The organism is Streptomyces sp. NPDC028368, assembly GCF_055565615.1.
The window spans coordinates 609268-630967 of the sequence record NZ_JBVHTY010000004.1 but is presented as its reverse complement, the minus strand read 5'-3'; the positions used below and the strand labels follow the sequence as shown (position 1 = coordinate 630967).

Genomic DNA, 21700 nt, shown 5'->3' with positions numbered 1-21700 from the left:
GCCGCCATCTCCTCCTTCGGCATCAGCGGCACCAACGCCCACCTCATCCTCGAAGCCCCACCCACACCCACCACCCCCCACACACCCACCAGGCAGCACCACAACCCCGACCGCGACACCGCAAAGAACGCCCCCCTTCCCTACGTGCTGTCCGCCAGGACCGAAAAAGCCCTGTGCGACCAGGCCCAACAGCTCCTCGATCACGTCACCGAACACCCCGAGCTACGCCTCACCGACATCGCCTACTCCCTGGCCACCACCCGCACCACCTTCGAACACCGCGCCGCCGTCGTCGCGGCCGAACACGAAACGCTCGGCCAGGCCCTACGCGCCCTTACTCACGGCGCCCCGTCCCCCAACGTCCTGCGCGGCGCTGGCCAGCCCGGCAAGTCCGCCTTCCTCTTCACCGGCCAGGGCTCCCAGTACACCGGTTTGGGAAGGGAACTGTACGAGACGTATCCCGTCTTCCGCACCGCATTCGACGAAGCGTGTGAGGCTCTGGATCCCGCTGTACGTCAGGTGCTGTGGGGAGCGGACGAGGAGGCCCTGGCACGCACGCAGTTCACTCAGCCAGCGATCTTCGCGGTGGAAGTGGCGTTGTTCCGGTTGATGGAATCCTGGGGCGTCGTGCCGGACTTCGTGGCCGGGCATTCGGTCGGTGAGGTGGCTGCGGCGCATGTCGCCGGGGTGCTCTCGCTGGCGGATGCGGCGTTGTTGGTCACGGAACGGGCGCGGTTGATGCAGGCGCTGCCTTCCGGTGGCGCGATGGTGGCGGTCGAGGCGACTGAGGAAGAGGTCGCGGGACTGCTGGACGGCCTGGAGGGCCACGTCGCTCTGGGGGCGGTCAACGGCCCGTCGTCGGTGGTGCTGTCGGGCGCCCAGGATGCGGTCGCGGCGGTGGTGAGGCGACTAGGCGAGCGCCGGTCGCGGCAGCTGAAGGTCTCGCATGCCTTCCACTCCCCGTTGATGAATCCGATGTTGGAGGAGTTCGGCCGGGTCACAGAGCGGCTGGATTATGCCGAGCCCCACATTCCCATGGTGACGGCGAGTGCGGCCGGTGAGGTGACCGGAGCCGGCTACTGGGTGCGGCAGGCGCGTGAGCCGGTCCGGTTCGCCGAGGTGGTGGGCCGGCTGGAGGCTCTGGGGGTACGCCGGTACGTGGAGCTGGGGCCGGGGGGCGTCCTGACGGCCATGGTCCGGGAGTGCCTGACGACGAGTGGCGGGACCTCGGCGCTGGTTCCCACCCTGCACCGCAACTGGGAAGAGCCGCGGGCCCTGATGACCGCTGTGGGGCGGGCCCATGCCGCAGGGATGCCGGTGAGCTGGGCAAGCGTATTCGACGTGCACCGGCCCCGGCGGGTCGACCTGCCCACCTACCCCTTCCAGTACCGGCGCCACTGGCTGACGGCGACGCGGCCCGACGCGAATGCCCGCGGCCTGGGCTTGCGGGCTACCGGCCACCCGGTGCTGAGTGCCCTCGCCGAACTCCCCGAGGGCGGCGGGCACCTCTTCACCGGCCGCATCCGCGCATCCGAACCATCCTGGGTCAGCGAGCACGCCGTTTTCGGGACACTCATCGTGCCCGGAGTGGCGTTCGTAGACTTTCTCCTCGATGCGGCGCGCCACCTGGGCTGCGACCACATCGAGGAACTCACTCATCACGAGTTCCTGGCCGTGCCGGAGCGCGGTGCCCTGCAACTGCGGGTCCGCGTCGAGCCGACGGACGAATCCGGACGGCGCGCGCTCGTGGTCTACTCCCGGCCGGAGGGTGCCCCGGTCACGGACGAGTGGACCTGCCATGCCACGGGGACCTTCGCGGCCGGGCGGAGTGAGGCACCCGTAACTGCCGGGATGCTCACGGACGACGTCTGGCCCCCGGCTGCCGGGGACTCGCTCGACACTGAGGAGTTCTACCGGCGGATCACCGGCGCCGGCTTCGGCTATGGTCCATTGTTCCGCGGGGTGCAGGCGGCCTGGCAGGAGGGAGACACCACATGGGCGGAGACCGCCCTTCCCTCCGACACGGAACCCGGTGCTTACGGTATCCACCCCGGCCTGCTCGACTCGGCACTCCAGCCGGCGGCGCTCGTGATGGCGGACGAGGCGGCGGCCGACTCGATCAGGGTTCCGTTCTCGTGGCGCGGCGTATTCCGCCACACGACGGGGGCGAGAGCCCTCCGGATCCGCCTCACGCGGACGACAGCAGACACCGTGTCACTGGTCATCGGCGACCGGACGGGCGCGCCGGTGATGACGATCGACTCACTCGCCATGCGGGCGGTCGGTCCCGAGCAACTCGCCGGCGCGCGTGCCGCCGGTGCGGGTGAGCTCTACGAGGTCGACTGGCTCCCCGTTACGCTGCCCGAGAACCAGAACCGGAGCACGACCGAGTCCAGGTGGACGGTAGTCGCCGTGCCAGAAGCCCAGGAAGCGGGGACCGCGGACAGTGAGCGCTTCACGGCGGCGCTCTCCGCGTTCGGTTCCGCCGTCAAGATCGCACCGTACGGAGTGGCGTCGCCAACGGCGGCGGGCGAGGAGACTGCTGGGCCGAACACGTTCGTCACGTGGTGTGTCGGCGCGAACGACACCAACCCGGCACAGGCCTCACATGACCTCACGCGTCGCGTGCTCGACCTGGTCCAGAAGGTGTTGTCCGGGGAACATCCTGGCTCCCGTCTTGTGATCCTCACCGAGCGTGCGATGTCCACCGGTAGCGGCGATGAGCCGGTGGACATCGCCGGGGCGTCCGTGTGGGGCCTGGTCCGCTCGGCCCAGTTGGAGCATCCGGACCGCTTCACGCTGATCGACGTCGACGGCTCCGCCGCGTCCCTGGAGGCCCTCCCGACCGCCGTCGTCAGCGAGGAACCCCAACTCGCCCTGCGCAAAGGCCGAATGCTGGTTCCGCGTCTGGCTCGTGTCGCCACGGACGAGCGCTGCGGCTCCGGTCCGGCGGCCTCGCTCCGCCCGCCCTTCGGCCCGGACAAGACGGTACTCATCACCGGCGGCACCGGTGCGCTGGGCAGCGTGGTCGCCCGGCACCTGGTCAGCGCACACGGCGCCAGAAGGCTGCTGCTCATCAGCCGGCGCGGCGCGCAGCCCGAGGACACCCTTGCCGCGGAACTCGCCGAGTCCGGCGCCGAGGTCACGATTGCGGCCTGTGACGCCGCCGACCGGGAGTCGTTGGAGGCCCTGCTCGCAGCCGTGCCGGAGGAGCATCCGCTCGGCGCGGTGGTGCACTGCGCTGGGGTGCTCGACGACGGCGTCGTCACGGAGCTCGGCACCGAGCGTCTCGACGGAGTGCTCCGCGCGAAAGCTGACGCGGCGTGGAACCTCCACCTGCTGACCCGGAGCAGTGACCTGGACGCCTTCGTGCTGTTCTCGTCGGCAGTCGGCACTCTCGGCGCTCCCGGGCAAGCCAACTATGCCGCGGCCAACAGCTTCCTCGATGCGTTGGCCGAGCACCGCCGTGCGTGCGGTCTGCCGGGGAAGTCGCTCGCCTGGGGGCTGTGGGAGCAGAGCGGCGGCATGGCCGGAACCCTCGACGAGCGGGACCGGGCGCGTATGAGCCGTACCGGCTTACTGCCGATGCCTCCCGAACGGGCACTCGCACACTTCGATGCCGCGCTCACGACGGGGCCGACGGTGTCGGTCCCCGCCGCGCTCGACCTCGCGGGCCTGCGTGCCCGCGCCGCGTCCGTCCCGGTTGCGCCGATCTTCCGTGGGCTGGTCCGGTCTCCCGCGCAATGGGCGGTGCAGTCGGCCGAGGCCAAGCACACGGGCGACCTGCGAAAGTCGATGGCGGGCCGTGCGCGGCCTGAGCAGTACAGGGTCGTCCTGGACTTCCTGCTCCGGCACACGGCTGCCGTCCTCGGGCACGAATCACCAGGCGCTATCGACCCCAAGAACTCTTTCAGGGAGCTGGGTTTCGACTCGCTCAGCTCGGTGGAACTGCGCAATACGCTTAATAAGGCATCGGGGATGCGACTCCCCGCGACCCTGCTGTTCGACCACCCCACTCCAGCGGCATTGGCCGACCACATCCGGGCTGAGGTGATGGAGGGCGAGCGACCAGGTGAAGCCGCTGCGCAGACCATCGCCACCGCCCGCCCCACCACCCCAGCGAGGGCCGAGGGGGCCGAACCAATCGCGATCGTGGGCATGGGGTGCCGATTGCCCGGCGGCGTCAACACACCGGAGGAACTGTGGCGCCTGGTGGCAGAGGGCCGTGACGCGGTGGGCCCGTTCCCCGAGAACCGGGGTTGGGATCTCGACAATCTCTTTGACGCCGACCCCGAAGCCCCTGGGAAGACCTACGCACGCCAGGGCGGGTTCCTCTACGACGCAGACAAGTTTGATGCCGAGTTCTTCGGCATCTCCCCCCGCGAAGCACTCGCCGTGGACCCCCAGCAACGACTCCTCCTCGAAACCAGCTGGGAGGCGTTCGAAAGCGCCGGGATCGACCCCACCGTCATGCGCGGCAGCTCTACAGGCGTGTTCGCGGGCGTCGTCACCCAGGAGTACGCCTCCCTCACACACCAGGGCACCGAGCGCGTCGAGGGGTACCTGCTGACCGGAACCACGGCCAGCGTGGCTTCGGGGCGTGTGGCATACGCCTTCGGGCTGGAGGGCCCGGCAGTGACGGTCGACACCGCCTGCTCCTCCTCCCTCGTCGCCCTCCACCAAGCCTGCCAGGCCATCCGCAACAACGAATGCACCATGGCCCTCGCCGGCGGCGCCACCGTCATGGCAACACCAGGCATGTTCATCGAATTCAGCCACCAACGCGGACTCTCCCCAGACGGACGCTGCAAATCCTTCGCAGCAACCGCCGACGGAGTCGCCTGGGCAGAAGGCGCAGGCATCGTACTCCTCGAACGCCTCAGCCACGCCCAGACCAACAACCACCCCATCCTCGCCATCATCCGCGGCTCAGCCATCAACCAAGACGGCGCCTCCAACGGCCTCACCGCCCCCAACGGCCCCTCCCAACAACGCGTCATCCACACCGCCCTCCACCACGCCGGCCTCACCCCCACCGACATCGACGCCATCGAAGCCCACGGCACCGGCACCACCCTCGGCGACCCCATCGAAGCCCAAGCACTCCACACCGCATACGGCCAACACCGCAACCCAAACCAACCCCTCTGGCTCGGCTCCCTCAAATCCAACATCGGCCACACCCAAGCCGCCGCCGGCATCGCCGGCGTCATCAAAATGGTCATGGCCATCCAACACGCCCACCTCCCCAAAACCCTCCACATCGACCAACCCACCCCCCACATCGACTGGACACCACGCACCCTCCAACTCCTCACCAAGCCCCGGCAGTGGCCAAAAAACGCCCACCCACGCCGCGCCGCCATCTCCTCCTTCGGCATCAGCGGCACCAACGCCCACCTCATCCTCGAAGCCCCACCCACACCCACCACCCCCCACACACCCACCAGGCAAGAAACCCCCCTCCCCTGGCTCCTGTCCGCCAAGACCCCGGACGCTCTCCCGGCCCAGGCCCGACGCCTCCTCGACCACGTCACCGAACACCCGGAACTGCACCCTGCCGACATCGCCTACTCCCTGGCCACCACCCGCACCACCTTCGAACACCGCGCCTCCGTCACCGGCACCTCACGCGGTCAGCTCCTCAGCCAGCTCCGTGTCCTCGCCGACCGCCCTTCCCCAACCGCGTCCGAGAACCTGGCAGGCGGTGAAGAGGTCGCCTTCATGTTCACCGGGCAAGGCGTTCAATACGCGGGCATGGGCCGGCAGTTGTACGACACCTTTCCCGCCTTCCGGGTCATGTTCGACGAAGCATGCGCCGCCCTCGACCGCCATCTGGAGGCCGCACATGCCCTCCAGGACGTCGTCTTCGCCGACGACACCGACCTGCTCCGCCGCACCCGGAACACCCAACCAGCCCTCTTCGCTCTCCAAACAGCCCTCACGCACCTCCTCAAAGACGAATTCGGCCTTGCCCCCACCCACCTCATCGGCCATTCCATCGGGGAGATCACGGCCGCTCACACCGCGGGAGTCCTCAGCCTCCGGGATGCGGCACGTCTCGTCGCCGCGCGCGCTGTCCTGATGGACCGGCTGCCCGCCGACGGTGTGATGATGGCGATCCAGGCGACCGAGGGCGAGGTTGTCCCCCATCTCACCAGAGGTGTCGGCATCGCCGCCGTCAATGGCCGCCGCTCCGTCGTTGTCTCCGGCGACGAAGGCGATGTCACCAGCATCGCCGGTGAGTTCTCCGCCCGGGGGCGTGGCACCCGCCGACTAGCCGTCAGCCACGCGTTTCACTCGCCCCACATGGACCCCGTACTCGACGAGTTCCGCCGAATCGCCGGGGCCGTGACCTATCACCCACCCCACACGCCCTTGATCTCCACCGTCACCGGGCGATCCATCGGCTCCGAGACCATCACCGCCGGCTACTGGGCCGATCACCTCCGCAACACCACCCGCTTCCACGACGGCCTCACCACGCTGCACGACAGAGGCGTCAACGCCTGCATCGAAATCGGCCCCGGCGCCGGCCTCACCGCGCTCGCCCGCGAAGCCCTCCCCCGGGTCGTTGCCGTGCCGCTGCTCCGTCCTGGACGGCACGAACCGACCAGTGTGGTCGAGGGCCTCACCGAGGCTCACGTGGGAGGGATCGCCGTCAACTGGGCGGAGTACCTCGGCCGGCGCGGGGCCCGGGTCGTCAGCCTTCCCTCGTATGCTTTCCAGCGCCGCCGCTACTGGCTCGATGCTCCGGCTCCGGACGGCTCGTCCACCGGCCTTGGGTTGGACCCTGCCGCCCATCCGATGCTCGCCACGTCCACCGAACTCCCGTGCGGTAGCCGTCTGTTCACCGGTCGCGTGTCGTCGGCAACACATCGTTGGCTCAACGACCATGTCGTCATGGGCACTGTCATCCTTCCGGGCACCGCCATCGTCGAGCTCGCGATGTACGCCGCACAGGCGGTCGGTAGCGAGGAGATCGCCGAACTTGTCATGAAAACCCCCGTCACTTTCGGCTCCCAGGGGGCCGCTCTCCTCCAGGTCATCGTTGGTCCCGAGGCGGCCCCGGCCGCACTGCGTACTGTCACTGTCAGGTCCCGCTGCGAGGAGGACCGTGCCTGGATCGACAACGCGACGGGCATCCTGAGCGCACCCTGACGGTCCAAGAGACTCGCCCGGCCATCCCTCGGGGCACTTCCGGCCGAGGAACGGGAATGACGAGCGGGCTCAACGGCAGTGGGAGCCGTTGAGCCCACCGGCGACGGCGATCCTCAGCTCAGGCGAAGCGGGCTGAACGGGGCGGCAGCGGCCTGCGGAGCGCGGTCGATGAGGTAGGAGACAAGGGCATCGGCGGTGACGGGAGCGAGTAGGACGCCCATGCGGAAGTGTCCGGAGGCCAGGAAGACGTCCGGGACGGCGGTGGGACCGATGAGGGGGAGGTCGTCGGGTGAACCGGGCCGGAGCCCCACTCCGGTCTCGCTGAGACGAAGGGCACCCACGCGGGGTAGGAACTCGGAGGCTCTGGTGAGAAGCTCGCGCGTGCCGGCGACGGTGACGGTCTCGTCGTAGCCGCACTCCTCGTAGGTGGCGCCGACGACGAGCTCACCGTCCAGGCGCGGCACGAGGTAGAGGGACGACCCTCTGGACAGGGCGCGGGCCGTCATGTTGAGCAAGGGCGTGTCGGAGCGCAGACGCAGGATCTGGCCCTTGACGGGACGGATCTCCGGGACCGTTCCCCGGGGAAGGCCGTCGATGTGGTGCGTCCAGCAGCCGGCAGCGAGGACGAGGCGGTCGAAGGCCACGGTGTCGCCGTTGTCGAGAAAGAGGGTGTGGCCCCCTACCCGGTTGGCGCGTTGGCGGACGAGAGTGCCACCCAGCGCCTCGATCGCCGTGCACAGAGCCGCGGTCAGGACCCGTGGGTCGATGGCGCCGTCGTCGGGCGAGAGCAGGCCGCCGAGGGTAGGGGCAAAGGCCGGCTGGAGCTTGGCACACTCTTCTGGGGTGAGGCGTTCGGTGCGGATACCCAGCGATTCCTGAAAGGACTGCTGCCGGTCGAGGGTCTGCAGCGCGTCCTCATCGAAAGCGGCGTCCAGTACCCCGTCGCGCCGGTAGCCGACCGGGGCGAACTCCGTCAGTTCTGCGACGAAGGACGGGTAGCGGTCGCGGGAGGCCATGCACAGGTGCAGGAGGTCCTTCTGGCCGTAGAGCTGTTCATTGCCAGGTCCCAGCAGGCCTGCCGAGACGTGCGAAGCCTTGCTGGCCGGCTCCGGGTCGATCACTGTGACGTTCAGGCCGGAGTGCTGGGCTCGCCAAGCGACCGCCAGGCCGATGACGCCACCGCCGATGACAACAATGTTCACGATGCGCTCTCCTGAAGGAGTCGCCGCAGATGGGAGGCCAGTTTCGCGGGGGTCGGGTGATCGAAGGCGAGGGTTGCCGGGAGCCGTAGTCCGGTCGCGGACGCCAGGCGCCGGCTGACTTCCAGGTTCCCGAGGGAGTCCAGACCGACAGCGCTGAACTCGCGATCGGGATCGACGTCGTCGGGGCTGTCGTGGCCGAGGGCGGCGGCAACCGCCGTGCGGACGCACTCGACGACGGCACCGTCGCGTTCGGCCTCGGGCAGATCGGCCAGACGACTGCGGAGCGTCTTGGCCGGGGTGTGCCTCCCGGAGCGGGCCGGCATCAGGTCGGTCAACAAGGGTGATGCGTCCCCGGTGAGTCCCGACTCGTTCAACCGGACGGGCGCGAGTACTGCCTCGTCGGCTGCCAGCGCGGCGTCGAAGAGGCTCAGGCCCTGTTCGTGCCCGAGCGGGACGAGGCCGGTGCGCCCGATGCGGGCGAGGTCGACGGCGGACAGCCCGGAGGCCATGCCCTCCGCGCCCCCCCACAGTCCCCAGGTCAGAGAGATGCCGCGCAGCCCCATGGCGCGACGGTGGTGGGCGAGCGCGTCGAGAACGGCGTTGGCGGCGGCGTAGTTGGCCTGCCCCGGGTTTCCGGTCAGGCCGGCCATGGAAGAGAACATCACGAACGCGCAGTCCGGGTCCCGGATCAGTTCATGCAAGTGGAGCGCAGCATCGGCTTTCGGGAGCAGGACCTGGTCGAGCCTGTGCGGGGTCAGAGCATCGACGGCGACGTCGGACACCACACCCGCGGCGTGAATAACGGCCGAGGGAGCGGGAACCTCTGCCAGGACTCGTTCCAGTGCCGAGCGGTCGGCGACGTCGCAGGCCACCACGTCGACGCGGGCACCGCGTCCGGCCAGCTCGGCGGTCAGCTCGGCGGCACCTGGTGCGTCGGCGCCGCTTCGGCTGAGCAGCACGAGATGCCGTACGTCGTGACGGACGACCAAGTGCCGGGCGACCAAACGGCCGAGGGCTCCCGTGCCGCCGGTCATCACCACGGTGCCGGCGAGGCCGGTGCGACGTGACAGCCGCGGGCAGCGGACCAGGCGCGGCCGGAACAGAGCGCCGCGGCGCACCGCGAGTTGCGGTTCGTCGGCGGCTGCTGCGGCGGCGAGGGCGTGTCCCGAAGCCCCGGGGTCGTCGACATCGATGAGGGTGAAACGTCCCGGGTGTTCGGCCTGCGCGCTGCGCACCAGCCCCCACACGGCCGCGCCCGGCACATCGGGCAGAGCTTCCCCAGGAGCGGCTGCGACTGCGCCGCTGGAGACGAACACGAGGCGGGTCGCGGCCAGCCGGCTGTCGGACAGCCACTCCTGCACGAGCAGGAGAGCGCGTTGCGCCGTGGAGCGCGCCGGCGAATCCTCATCCGCGCAGGAGACCAGGACCACGTCGGGCGGCTGTGGACCGCTGCCGAGCGACGCCTCGAGAGCATGGAGCGAGGGGTGCACATCGAAGGTGCGGTCAATGGACTTGAGCGCGCCGGTCACACCGATGCGATCGGTGCCGAGAAATGCCCAGCGCTGTTGGCCCGGGGCGGCCGATGGCAGCGCTACGGACTTCCAGACCACACGCAGCAACTGAGCACGCTGCGCGGCGGCATGGAGCTGATCGGCGGTGACGGGGCGCATGACGAGGCTGCCGATCGCGGCGACCGGCGCACCGTCATCGTCGGTCAGCTCGAGAGAGACGCCGCTGTCGCACGGGACGGTATGGACGTGGACGGTGCGGGCGCCCGGCTTGTGGACACGTACCCCGCGCAGTGCGAACGGCAGAAACGTGCCGTCCTCATGATCGAGGCCCGGCACCAGAGCGGTCTGCAGTGCGGCGTCGAGCAGCGCCGGGTGCAGGAGGTAGCCGTCGGGCTCGCCGGATGTCCGCCCGAGCGCGGCATCGGCGTGAGCCTCCTCGCCGTTCGACCACACCGCCCGCAGGGTGCGGAACGCGGGACCGTACTCGAGGCCCCGATCAGCCAGCCGGTCGTAAAGATGAGCGATGTCCACCTGGTGGGCCTCCTGAGGCGGCCCGGGCCGTTCTGGACTAGGCATGGTCTTCCTTCGGGGCGGCCGAGCGGGGTCGGCTCTCAGGAGGATTGGTGATGGCCGCCGCGACCTCGCCGTGGCTTCCACCACCGTGCTCGTCCGAGTAGCGGCACCTGGTCCGCAGGATCACCAGAGGTTCGCGCAGGTCGTTGCCCTCCCATTCCGCGATGTCGGCGATCTCGATCGCCCCGTCGAAGCGACGGCCACGCAGGGGCCTGCGGAAGGTGCTCTTGAAGTCGGTGATGAACACGTCCGCGAGCTGTCTCGACCAGAACTCCTCCATCGTCCAACGGGAGAACGGCTCGACCAGCGACTCCTGTACCGACTTGGCCATCAGGTAATAGGCCATCTGGTTGAAGCAGATGTTGAACTCGACCGAATTGAAGTGGCCGGTGTCGTCGATGTAGCAGGACTCGGAGATATCGAAGGTGCAGGCCGCTTCGAGCCGTCCGCCGTCGCGGGGGTCGCCCTCCACGGTGACCGTGGCCGAGGTCAGGTACTCGCACCGCTTGGCCCGATACGGAGTCAGCACCCGGTGCAGCAGATCCTCATCGGTGGGAAAGACACGCTGTTCGGTGTGGCCGAGCAACTGGGTCATGTCGGTTCTGCCTTTCACGGGACGCCGTTGAGGTGGTGGCTCGACACGATCATTGAGGCTCTCCTGACCGTTGCGCCGCGGTACGGAGGAGTTCGGCCAGGCTCATGTTCTGGATCTTCGCGGTGTGGTCTTGGCCGTCCTGGTCCGGCTCCGACTCCGCTTTGCTGATGGCCAGTTCGTCCAGTAGGCGCCGCGTCAGGGTGAGCGGCGTCGGGTGGTCAAAGACGAGGGTCGCGGGGAGGCGCTCGCCGACCTGCTCGCTGATTCCGTTACGGAACCGTACGGCGGCAAGGGAGTCGAAGCCCATCTCGCGGAAGGAACGATCGGGGTCGACCTCGTCGATGCCGTCATGGCCGAGGATGGCAGCTGCCTGTGCGCGCACGATGTCCAGCAGGGCCAGTTCGCGGCGGACCGGCGTGAGGCGGGCGAGCCGTTCCCGCAGGCTCTCGCCGGGCTCGCCGGCGGATCCGGCGGGGCCGACGACGCGTCGCGACGGGCCTCGCACCAGGTCGCGCAACAGGTACGGCACGTCGGCGCGGTGCCGACCGGTCAGGTCGATCCGGGCAGGCACCAGGAATGCCCGGTCGAGCGCTGCGGCGGCATCCAGCAGCGCAAGCCCCTCGTCGGTGGGAAGGGGCAGGACGCCGTTCTGGCGCATCGCGGAGAGGTCGGCGTCGTCCAGCGCAGCGGTCATACCTCTGGCTTCCTCCCACAGCCCCCAGCCCAGGGACTGCGCGGGCAACCCCTGTGCGCGCCGGTACTCGGCCAGGCCGTCCAGGAAGGTGTTGGCGGCGGCGTAGTTGCCCTGCCCTGCGCCTCCGGTGACGCCTGCCGCGGACGAGAAGAGCACGAAAGCCGCCAGGTCCTGGCCGAGGGTGAGCTCGTGCAGGTTCAGCGCGGCGTCGACCTTGGGGCGCAGTACCGCGGTCATCTTTTCCGGCGTCAGCGAGGCGAGGGTGCCGTCGTCGAGGGCCCCGGCGGTGTGGACGACTCCGGCGAGAGTACGGCCTGACAGCACGGCGGCCAGTGCGTCGCGGTCGGCGACGTCGCAGGCGATCACCTCGGCCCGGGCGCCGTGTTCGGTCAGCTCCGAGATCAGCTCGGCCGCCCCCGCGGCGTCGGGGCCACGCCGGCTGGTGAGCAGCAGGTCGGTGACGCCGTGCGTGGTGACCAGGTGACGGGCGACCAGGCTGCCCAGCGTCCCCGTGCCGCCGGTGACGAGTACAGTGCCTGGCCGGTCGCCGAAGACGGTGGCCGCGGGGCCGGTCCGGGTATCGGCCACGCGGGCCAGGCGTGGGCGGTGGAGAGCACCGGAGCGCACCGCGATTCCCGGTTCGCCGGTGGCCATCGCCCGGTCGAGGACGGTCTCGGTGGAATCCGTGTCGGCGGCGCAGGGATCCAGGTCGATCAGGACGATGCGGCCAGGGTTCTCCGTCTGGGCGCTGCGGACCAGGCCCCAGACGGCTGCGCCGGCGAGATCGGTGACGCCTTCACCGGCCACGGATACGGCGCCGCGTGTGACGACTGCCAGCGTGGTGCCGTCGGCGTGGTCCTCCCGCAGCCTGTCCTGGAGGACGCGCAGTGCCGAGACGGTTTCCGTGTGCACCGCCTGCACGGACGTCCCGCCCTCACAGCGGTGGACGACCGTCCGGGAAGCGGGCCCGTTGCCCGGCACAGCGGGCATCCACACGAGCTCGAACAGCGAGTCGTGGGACGTGTCTGCCGGCGTCGACCGGCCGGTGGTCAGGTGGCGCAGGACGAGCGACTCGACGGATGCGACGGGACGGCCCGCAGTGTCGGAGAGGCGCAGCGCGAACTCGTTCTCTGCGACGCGGCTCATGCGCAGTCTGAGCGCCGTGGCGCCCGAGGCATGCAGGTCCACTCCCGTCCAGACGAACGGGAGCGCGGCGCGATCGGCGTCGGTGGCTAGCAGGGCGCTGGCGTGCAGCGCCGCATCGAACGCCGCCGGGTGCAGCCCGAATCGCGAAGCGCCGTCGGCGATCCGCTCGGGCAGGACGATGTCCGCACACACCTCGTCGTCACCGGTCCGCCAGGCCGCGCGCATCCCCTGGAACGCCGGCCCGTACCTCGGGCCGCCGTCCGACGTCCGATCGTAGAAACCCGCGAGGTCGACCGGTTCGGCACCGAGCGGCGGCCAGAGCGCTGACTCACGGGACGGCTCGCGACCGGTATCGCCGAGCGCGCCCTGGGCGTGCCGCGTCCAGGCGGCGTCGGCGGCGGCGTCCTCGACCCGGGAGTGGATCGACACGGTGCGCATATCGGCGCCGACGACGACCTGGATCGCGACTCCGCCGCGCGCGGGGAGGGCGAGCGGCGCCTCCAGCGTCAACTCATCCAAGCGCCCGCGGCCCACCTCGTCGCCCGCCCGGACGGCCAGTTCAACGAAGCCCACCCCCGGGAAGAGGACGGCGTCGCCGACGACATGGTCCGCGAGCCACGGCTGGGCAGATAGTGACAGACGTCCGGTGAGCAGCACGCCCCCGGCTCCGGCGACCGACACGGCCGCACCCACCAGCGGATGGCCGGTCGGGGCCTGCCCCATGCACGAGGCATCAGCGGGGCGTCCGGCCACGTCCAGCCAGTACCGCTTGCGCTGAAAGGGGTAGGTGGGCAGGTCGACGCGGCGGGCTCCGGTATCGGCGAAGTGGGTCCGCCAGTCGACGGTGACACCCCGCACATGCGCCTCGGCCTGAGAGGTGAGGAACTCTCGCGGGCCGCCGCCGTCGCGGCGCAGCGAGCCGATGAGCGCGGCCGGCACCCCGGCCGACTCCGCCGTCTCGCCGAGCCCTGCCAGCAGTACGGGATGCGGACCGGCCTCGACGAAGAGCTCGAAGCCGTCGGCCAGCAATGCCCGAGTCGTCTCCTCGAACCGGACGGTCTTCCGCAGGTTGGCGTACCAGTACCCGGCATCCAGCCCGGCGGTGTCCAGTGGTCCCGCGGTGACCGTGGAATAGAACGGCACGGACGAGGTCCGCGGCGCGAGGCCGGTCAGCTCGGACAGCAGCCGGTCGCGTACCTCCTCCACGCACACCGAGTGGGAAGCGTAGTCGACGGGGAGACGACGCACCTGGATGCCGTCGGCGTCCAGGCCAGCTTGCAACTCGTCGACGGCGTGCAGGTCGCCGCTCACCACGACGGACCGGTGGCTGTTGACGACAGCGATCTGGAGGCCGGGCTGTCGACCGGCTAAGTATGCGGTCATCTGTTCAGCGGGCAGGGACACCGACAGCATCCCGCCACGGCCCGCCAGCTCTTGGCGGATGATCTGGCTGCGCCGGGCGACCACGCGAGCGCCATCCTCCAGCGACAAAGCACCGGCGACGCAGGCGGCAGCGATCTCGCCCTGGGAATGGCCGACGACCGCGGCCGGTTTGACGCCGGCGGCACGCCATGCCTCGGCCAGCGACACCAACACCGCCCAGAGTGCGGGCTGTACAACGTCGACATCGTCCAAGGAGGGGGCACCGGGGGCGCCGTGCAACACATCGAGCAGGTTCCAGTCAACGTATGGCTCAAGGGCCTTGGCGCACTCGCCGAGGCGGGCCGCGAAGGGCGCTGAATGCTCCAGCAGTTCCGCGCCCATGCCGTTCCACTGCGACCCCTGTCCGGGAAAGACGAACATGGCCCGCGCGTCGCCACGCTGCACCCCCTGGACGACGGAGGTCGAGGTGTTGCCCGCAGCCAGCGCGTCGAGCCCGGCGAGCAGGCCGTCGCGGTCGGCTTCCACGATCACCGCGCGGTGTTCCAGGGCGGCGCGGCCGCGGGCCAGCGAGGCCGCGACGTCGAGTGCGGCCAGGTCCTCATGATCCCGGAGATGGGCGGCGATCCGGGCCGCCTGGTCGCGCAGCGCCTCGGTGGAGGCCGCCGAGACGGTCAGGGGGACGGCCGGGAGACGCTCACCGCGTGGCTCTTCCGGGCCGGGTGGCGGCGGCTCCTCGACGATCACATGGGCATTGGTGCCGCTGACGCCGAACGAGGACACCCCGGCGCGACGTGGGTGACCGTTCCGCGACCATTCTCGGGGGCCGGTGAGCAGTTCGACGGCGCCCTCGGTCCAGTCGATGTGCGGGGACGGGGGGTCGGCGTGCAGCGTAGCGGGGAGCAGTCCGTGCCTCATCGCCATCACCATCTTGATGACGCCCGCGACGCCCGCCGCGGCCTGTGTGTGCCCGAGGTTGGATTTGACCGACCCGAGCCACAGCGGGCTCCCGTTCGCGCGCTCCTGCCCGTAGGTGGCCATCAGTGCCTGGGCCTCGATCGGATCGCCGAGGGTCGTACCGGTGCCGTGACCCTCGACGGCGTCGATATCGGCGGGAGCCAGGTCGGCAGCAGACAACGCCTGCCGGATCACTCGCTGTTGGGCTGGTCCACTGGGAGCGGTCAGACCGTTGGACGCGCCGTCCTGGTTGACCGCGGAGCCGCGGATCACCGCGAGCACCGGGTGCCCGGCACGATGCGCGTCCGACAGGCGTTCCAGCAGGAGGAGTCCGGCGCCCTCGGCCCAGCCCGTTCCGTCGGCGGCCGCACCGTAGGCCTTGCAACGGCCGTCGGCGGCCAGGCCTCTCTGGAGGCTCATCCCGAGGAAGGTCTCGGGCGTGGCCATGACCGTGGCGCCGCCGGCCAGGGCAAGGGAGCAGTCGCCCTGCCGTAGCGCCTGGGCTGCCCAGTGCAGGGCGACCAACGAGGAGGAGCAGGCGGTGTCGACGGTGATGGCCGGGCCTTCGAGACCCAGGGTGTAGGCGATGCGGCCGGAGGCGACACTGCCCAGACTGCCGGCGGCGGTGAAGCCCGCGAGGTCCTCGGACACATCGCGGGAGCGCGGCGCCCAGTCGTGGTACATGATCCCGGCGAACACTCCGGTGTCACTGCCCTTCAGCGACTGCGGATCGATGCCGCCACGCTCGATGGCCTCCCAGGCGACCTCCAGGAGGAGGCGTTGCTGCGGATCCATCGCCTGGGCTTCCTTCGGGCTGATGCCGAAGAAGGCGGGGTCGAATTGCGCCGCGTCGTGCAGGAAGCCGCCTTCACGCGTGTACGTGGTGCCGAACCTGCCGGGTTCGGGGTGGTAGATGTCTTGGATATCCCAGCCCCGATCGTCGGGGAAGGGCGTGATCGCGTCACTGCCGTGGGCGACCAGGCGCCACAGATCGTCGGGAGTGCTCACCCCGCCGGGGTAGCGGCAGGCCATGGCCACGATCGCGATCGGTTCGTCCGCCGCGGCCCGAGCGGTGGTCCGCGGTGCGGAGATGGCGGGTGCGGTGCCTTGGATCCTGTCGAGCACACGCTCCGTCAGGGCGTGCGGGGTCGGATGGTCAAAGATCAGCGTGGAAGGCAGCCGGAGACCGGTGGCCGTACCGAGTGCGTTGCGGAGTTCGACGGCTCCCAGGGAGTCGAAGCCCAACTCTGTAAAGGTCCGGCGGGGGTCGATCGCGGTGGCACTGTTGTGGCCGAGAACCCGTGCGATCTGTGCCCGGACCAGCTCGGAGACGATCCGTTCGCGTTCGGCGTCCGACTTCCCGGCCAATCGGTCGGCGAGTGCACCGCCGGGCCCGCCCCAGGCCGAGAGGGTGCCTGCACGGCGACGCGCCGGGGCACGGACCAGGCCTTGCAGCAGGGACGGAACGCCGTCGGCACGGGCCCGCAGTGCGTGTGCGTCGAAGCGCAACGGCACGACTGCCGGTGCCGGGTTCGCGAGGGCCTGATCGAGGAGGGCGAGATTATCCGGTGCACTCAGGGCCGGGAGGCCGGAACGCTCGGCCCGACGGAGCGTCACCTCGTCCAGGCGGGCACCCATTCCCACATCGCCCGCCCACAGGTTCCACGCAAGGGACGTCGCCGGAAGGCCGTGTGCTGCGCGGTGTTCGGCGAGCGCGTCCAGGAAGGCGTTGGCGGCGGCGTAGTTGGCCTGGCCGGCCGCACCGAGGGTTCCGGCGAGGGACGAGAACAATACGAATGCGGCCAGTGGACGGTCCCGGGTCAGCTCGTGCAGATGCCAGGCTCCGTCCACCTTTCCGTGGAAGACGGTGTCGACCTGCTCGGACGCGAGCGATCCTGCCAGCCCGTCGTCGACGGTCCCGGCACAGTGGACGACGGCCGTGAGCGGGTGCTCGTCGGGGATCGTGCCCAGCAGCGCTGCCAACGCGTCACGGTCGGCTGTGTCACAGGCCGAGACGGTAGGTGTGGCGCCCAGCGCGGTCAGCTCGACGGCCAGCTCGGCCGCGCCTGGAGCGTCCGGGCCGCGCCGCCCGGTGAGCAGCAGGTGCTTGACACCGTGCTCACGAACGAGGTGACGGGCGACCAGCCCGCCCAGCCCGCCGGTCCCGCCGGTGATCAGTACCGTGCCGGTCGGATTCCACTCGACGGGGTGCGCCTCCTCCGGCGCGAACACCCTGGTCAGCCGCGGCACGCTCACCACACCGTCATGCACGGCAAATTGAGGCTCATACGAGCTGTATGAGGCCAGCGCGGCGCGCACCTCTCGTTCGGACGCATCGCGGTCGGCGTCAACGAGTGCGAACCGCCCGGGGTGCTCGGCCTGGGCGGAGCGCACCAGTGCGCAGGCGGGCGCGAGCCTCATGTCGCCCGGCGCGCCGCGCGTGACGATCGCCAGCCGGGTGCCGTCGCGCAACGCACTCTGGACCAGCTCCAAGGCGTGCAGCGCCGCCGCGTGTGCCGCCTCGGCCGGGGTGCCGGGAAAGGTGGCCGGGAGGTAGGCCAGATGGAACTCCTCGGCAGCGGCGCCGGGTTCCGGTGGCGTCTGGATCTCGGTCCATTCGAGGCGAAGCAGTGAGCCGTCCCGCTCCCCGGACGTCCTCAGGCCGTCCGGCGGCACGGGCCGCTGGACGATCGACCGTACCGTGGCGACGGGTTCGCCGGTGGGGTCGGTCAACTCGGCAGATACCTCGTCAGGGCCCACTGGGACGAGGTGGACGCGCACCGCCGTGGCACCGGTGGTGTGCAGTTCGACGCCGCGCCAGACGAAGGGGAGGCGCACCTGTCCGTCGTTCTCCGGCCCCTCGGCGGCATGCAACGAGGCGTCCAGCAGCGCCGGATGCAGCCCGAACCGTTCTGCCCTCGCACCGTCCAGCGCGACCTCGGCGAACACCTCGTTCCCGCGGCGCCAGGCTGCGCGTACGTTTTGGAACGCGCGCCCGTACCCGTACCCCTGTGCGGCCTGGCGCTCGTAGAGTCCGTCGATGTCGAGGGGTTCGGCCTCTGCGGGCGGCCACCGGAGGGACGCGGCAGCTTCGGCCGCCGGCCCCATGCTGCGTTCCGCCAGCACCCCACTGGCATGACGGGCCCAGCTCTCCTCGCTGCGTGCGGGACGTGCGTGGATCTCGACGGGACGACGGCCCGCCTCGTCCGGTGCACCGACGGTGACCTGGATCTCCACCCCGTCCTGCGCGACCAGCACCAGCGGCCGCTCAAGGGTGAGCTCGTCCAGAACACCGCAACCTGCTTCGTCCCCGGCGTGGAGGGCCAAATCGACCAGGACCGTGCCGGGTACGAGCACCGTGTCCGCGATGACGTGGTCGGCCAGCCACGGTTGCGAGCGGGTCGACAGGCGACCGGTCAGCACCAGTCCGTCGGCACCGGCCAATCTGACGGTGGTGTCCAGCAGCGGATGCCGGACGGTGGCGGGGCCGCTGTCAGCATCCAGCCAGTACCGCCTGCGCTGAAACGGGTACGTGGGCAGCGCGATCCGGCGGGCGCCCCGCCCGGCGAAGATGCGATCCCAGTCGACGCCGACGCCGCGTGCGTGTGCCAGGCCGATCGCGGTGACGACCTGCCGTTCTTCGCCCTGTCCCGCGCGCAGCAGCGGGGCGAACGCGACGTCGGAATCGTCCAGGCAGTCGCGTCCCATCGGGGACAGCACGGCATCGGGCCCCAGTTCCAAGAAGGTGGTGGCGCCTTGGGACTTCATCCAGCGCATGCCATCGGCGAACCGCACCGGTTCGCGCACATGCCGCACCCAGTGGTCGGCGTCGAACGCGGTGACAGGCTTCCCGGTCAGGCCCGACACGACCGGGATGCCAGGCGGTGCGTAGGTCAATGTCTCGGCGACTCGGCGGAAGTCGTCGAGCATCGGGTCCATCGTCGGGGAGTGGAACGCGTGGGAGACCTTGAGCCGCCGCGTCCTGCGTCCCCGTTCGGCCAAGCGTGCCGCGATGGACAGGACAGCGTCAGCATCGCCTGACAGCACGACCGCGCACGGGCCGTTGACGGCGGCGATGGCCACCCTGTCGGTCAGATAGGGAATCACCTCCGTCTCTTCCGCTTGGACGGCGACCATCGCACCGCCGGCGGTCAGCTCCTGCATCAGCGTGCCGCGCGCACCGACCAGCAGTGCGGCGTCCGCCAGGGGCATGGCACCGGCGGCGTGTGCGGCGGCGATCTCACCGATGGAGTGTCCGGCGAGGAGAGCTGGTGTGACGCCCCACGACTCAAGCAGCCGGAACAGCGCGGTCCCAACGGCGAACAGCGCGGCCTGCGCATACCGGGTCTGGTGGAGCAGCTCGGCCTCCGGCGACCCGGGTGCGGCGAACAGCACGTCGCCGAGCGGCTCGTCGAGGTGCAGGTCGAGGTGGTCGGCCGCCTCCTGGAGCGCCTCCGCGAACACCGGGAAGCGCGTGGCGATTTCGCGTCCCATTCCCGGTCGCTGGCTGCCTTGGCCGGTGAACAGGAACGCGTTCCGGCCTCCCGCCGCTGTCGCCGTCCCCGTGAGCAGTCCGGGCGCGGCCGCGCCGCTCGCCAGGGCGGTGAGACCACGGCGCAGCTCGTCACGGTCGGCGGCGATGATGGTGGCCCGGTCACGCAGCGCGGCCCGAGTGGTGGCGGCCGAGTACGCGATATCCAGCAGGGGCACCTGGTGCACGGTCTTCAGGAGCCCTTCGGCCTGACTACGCAGTGCGGCTTCCCCCTGCGCCGACAGGACGACGGGCACAGCGCGTCCGGATTCGGGAACTTCGGGGCTCTCCGCAGCCGCGGGCGGCTCCTCGATGATGACGTGGGCGTTGGTGCCGCTCGCGCCGAACGAGGAGATGCCGGCGCGGCGGGGCACCTCGGCGGACTCCCACGCAACGGCTTCGGTGAGGAGCCGGACGGTGCCGTCCGACCAGTCGACGTGCGGGGTCGGTCCGTCCACGTGCAGCGTGCGTGGCAGCGTGCGATTCCGCATCGCCATCACCATCTTGATCACGCCGGCGGCCCCGGCCGCCGCGCCGGTGTGGCCGATGTTCGACTTCACCGAACCCAGCCAAAGGGGCCTGGCCGGTGAGCGTCCGTGTCCGTAGGCGGCGATAAGTGCCTGGCCCTCGACGGGGTCGCCGAGCGTGGTTCCGGTGCCGTGTGCCTCGACCGCGTCGACTTCGTCCGGGCCGAGTCCCGCGTCGCGGAGCGCGAGGCGGATGACGCGCCGCTGGGAGAGACCGTTGGGTGCGGTGAGACCGTTACTGGCTCCGTCCTGATTGATGGCGGTGCCGCGGACCACGGCCAGCACCGGGTGCCCGGCGCGCAACGCATCCGTCAGGCGAGTGAGGACGAATACCCCGGCGCCCTCGGCGAAGGACGTACCGTCCGCCGTCGCCGCGAACGCCTTGACCCGTCCGTCGAGGGCCAGGCCGCGCTGACGGCTGAACGTCGTGAACGTACCAGGACTGGAGATCACGGTGACGCCACCCGCCAACGCCAGTTGGCACTCGCCTCGTTGCAATGACCGCACCGCCAGGTGGAGGGCGGTGAGCGAGCCCGAGCAGGCGGTGTCGACGGTGAGCGTGGGTCCTTCGAGGCCGAGCGTGTAGGCGATGCGGCCGGACGCGACACTGGGCAGATTGCCTCCCAGAATGTAGCCATCGAGGCCGTCCGGTGCCTCATGCGTGCGCGGCCCGTACTCGTGCGGCTCCATGCCGATAAATACGCCCGACGGGGTGCCACGCAGACGGCCGGGGGCGATGCCCGCGCGTTCGAGGGCCTCCCAGCAGGTCTCCAGCAGCAGTCGCTGCTGGGGGTCCATGGCCAGGGCTTCTTTGGGGCTGATCTGGAAGAAGTCGGCGTCGAAGTCGGCTGCGTCGGGCAGGAATCCCCCGCGGCGCACGTAGCTGGTGCCGGTGGCGGCGGGGTCCGGATCGTAGAGGCGGTCGAGGTCCCAGCCCCGGTCGGTGGGAAAGTCGGTGCATACGTGGGTGCCGTCGGCCAGAATGCGCCATAGTTCCTCGGGCGAAGCGATCCCGCCAGGAAAGCGGCAGCCGATTCCGACGATCGCGATCTGCTCGCCGGACGACGCGGGCACGGCGGGTGCCGCCGGCTCGTCCGGCTCGGTGGTGCCATGCAGCGACTGCACCAAGTGACGGGCCAACGCCGCCGGAGTCGGGTGGTCGAAGCCGACCGTGACGGGCAGGTCCACACCCAGTTCGGCGGTGAGCCGCCGGTGCAGTTGGACCAGACCCAGCGAGTTCAGCCCCGACTCCAGGAACGGGCGATCGGCCGGCACGTCGGCGGCATCGTCGGTGTGGGTGTCAGGGGCGGCGGTGCGCAGCACGGCGGCGGCCTGCGCCAGCACCAGTTCCAGCATCGCGGTCCTGGGCTGCTCGGTCATGTGCATACTCCACAACTGGAGAGGGCCTGGAGACTTTCGGGAG

At 70.3% G+C, this 21700-nt stretch carries 5 protein-coding genes; 1 reads left to right on the top strand and 4 read right to left on the bottom strand.

Annotation, left to right across the window (positions count from 1 at the left end; all coding sequences use genetic code 11):
• Positions 1-6: 6 nt before the first annotated feature.
• Positions 7-7161, top strand: coding sequence for an SDR family NAD(P)-dependent oxidoreductase (locus ACZ4S3_RS12745; RefSeq protein WP_467931608.1), 7155 nt, complete (start codon positions 7-9; stop codon positions 7159-7161).
• A 113-nt stretch (positions 7162-7274) separates the two neighbouring features.
• Here the strand turns inward: ACZ4S3_RS12745 and thiO are convergent, their stop codons facing one another.
• From thiO to ACZ4S3_RS12725, 4 genes are read right to left on the bottom strand one after another with little or no spacing between them, the layout of a single operon-like run.
• Positions 7275-8363, bottom strand: a complete 1089-nt coding sequence (thiO, locus tag ACZ4S3_RS12740; RefSeq protein ID WP_467931452.1) for a glycine oxidase ThiO — start codon at positions 8361-8363, stop codon at positions 7275-7277.
• On the bottom strand, positions 8360-10450 hold the full coding sequence (locus ACZ4S3_RS12735) for a type I polyketide synthase (protein ID WP_467931448.1): 2091 nt from the start codon (positions 10448-10450) through the stop codon (positions 8360-8362). The genes thiO and ACZ4S3_RS12735 overlap by 4 nt, the downstream gene beginning before the upstream one ends.
• Complete coding sequence (locus tag ACZ4S3_RS12730; protein WP_467931441.1) at positions 10443-11042, bottom strand: FcoT family thioesterase; 600 nt, start codon at positions 11040-11042, stop codon at positions 10443-10445. The genes ACZ4S3_RS12735 and ACZ4S3_RS12730 overlap by 8 nt, the downstream gene beginning before the upstream one ends.
• Positions 11043-11091: 49 nt before the next feature.
• Complete coding sequence (locus tag ACZ4S3_RS12725) at positions 11092-21657, bottom strand: SDR family NAD(P)-dependent oxidoreductase (RefSeq protein ID WP_467931438.1); 10566 nt, start codon at positions 21655-21657, stop codon at positions 11092-11094.
• Between the last annotated feature and the right edge of the window lie 43 nt (positions 21658-21700).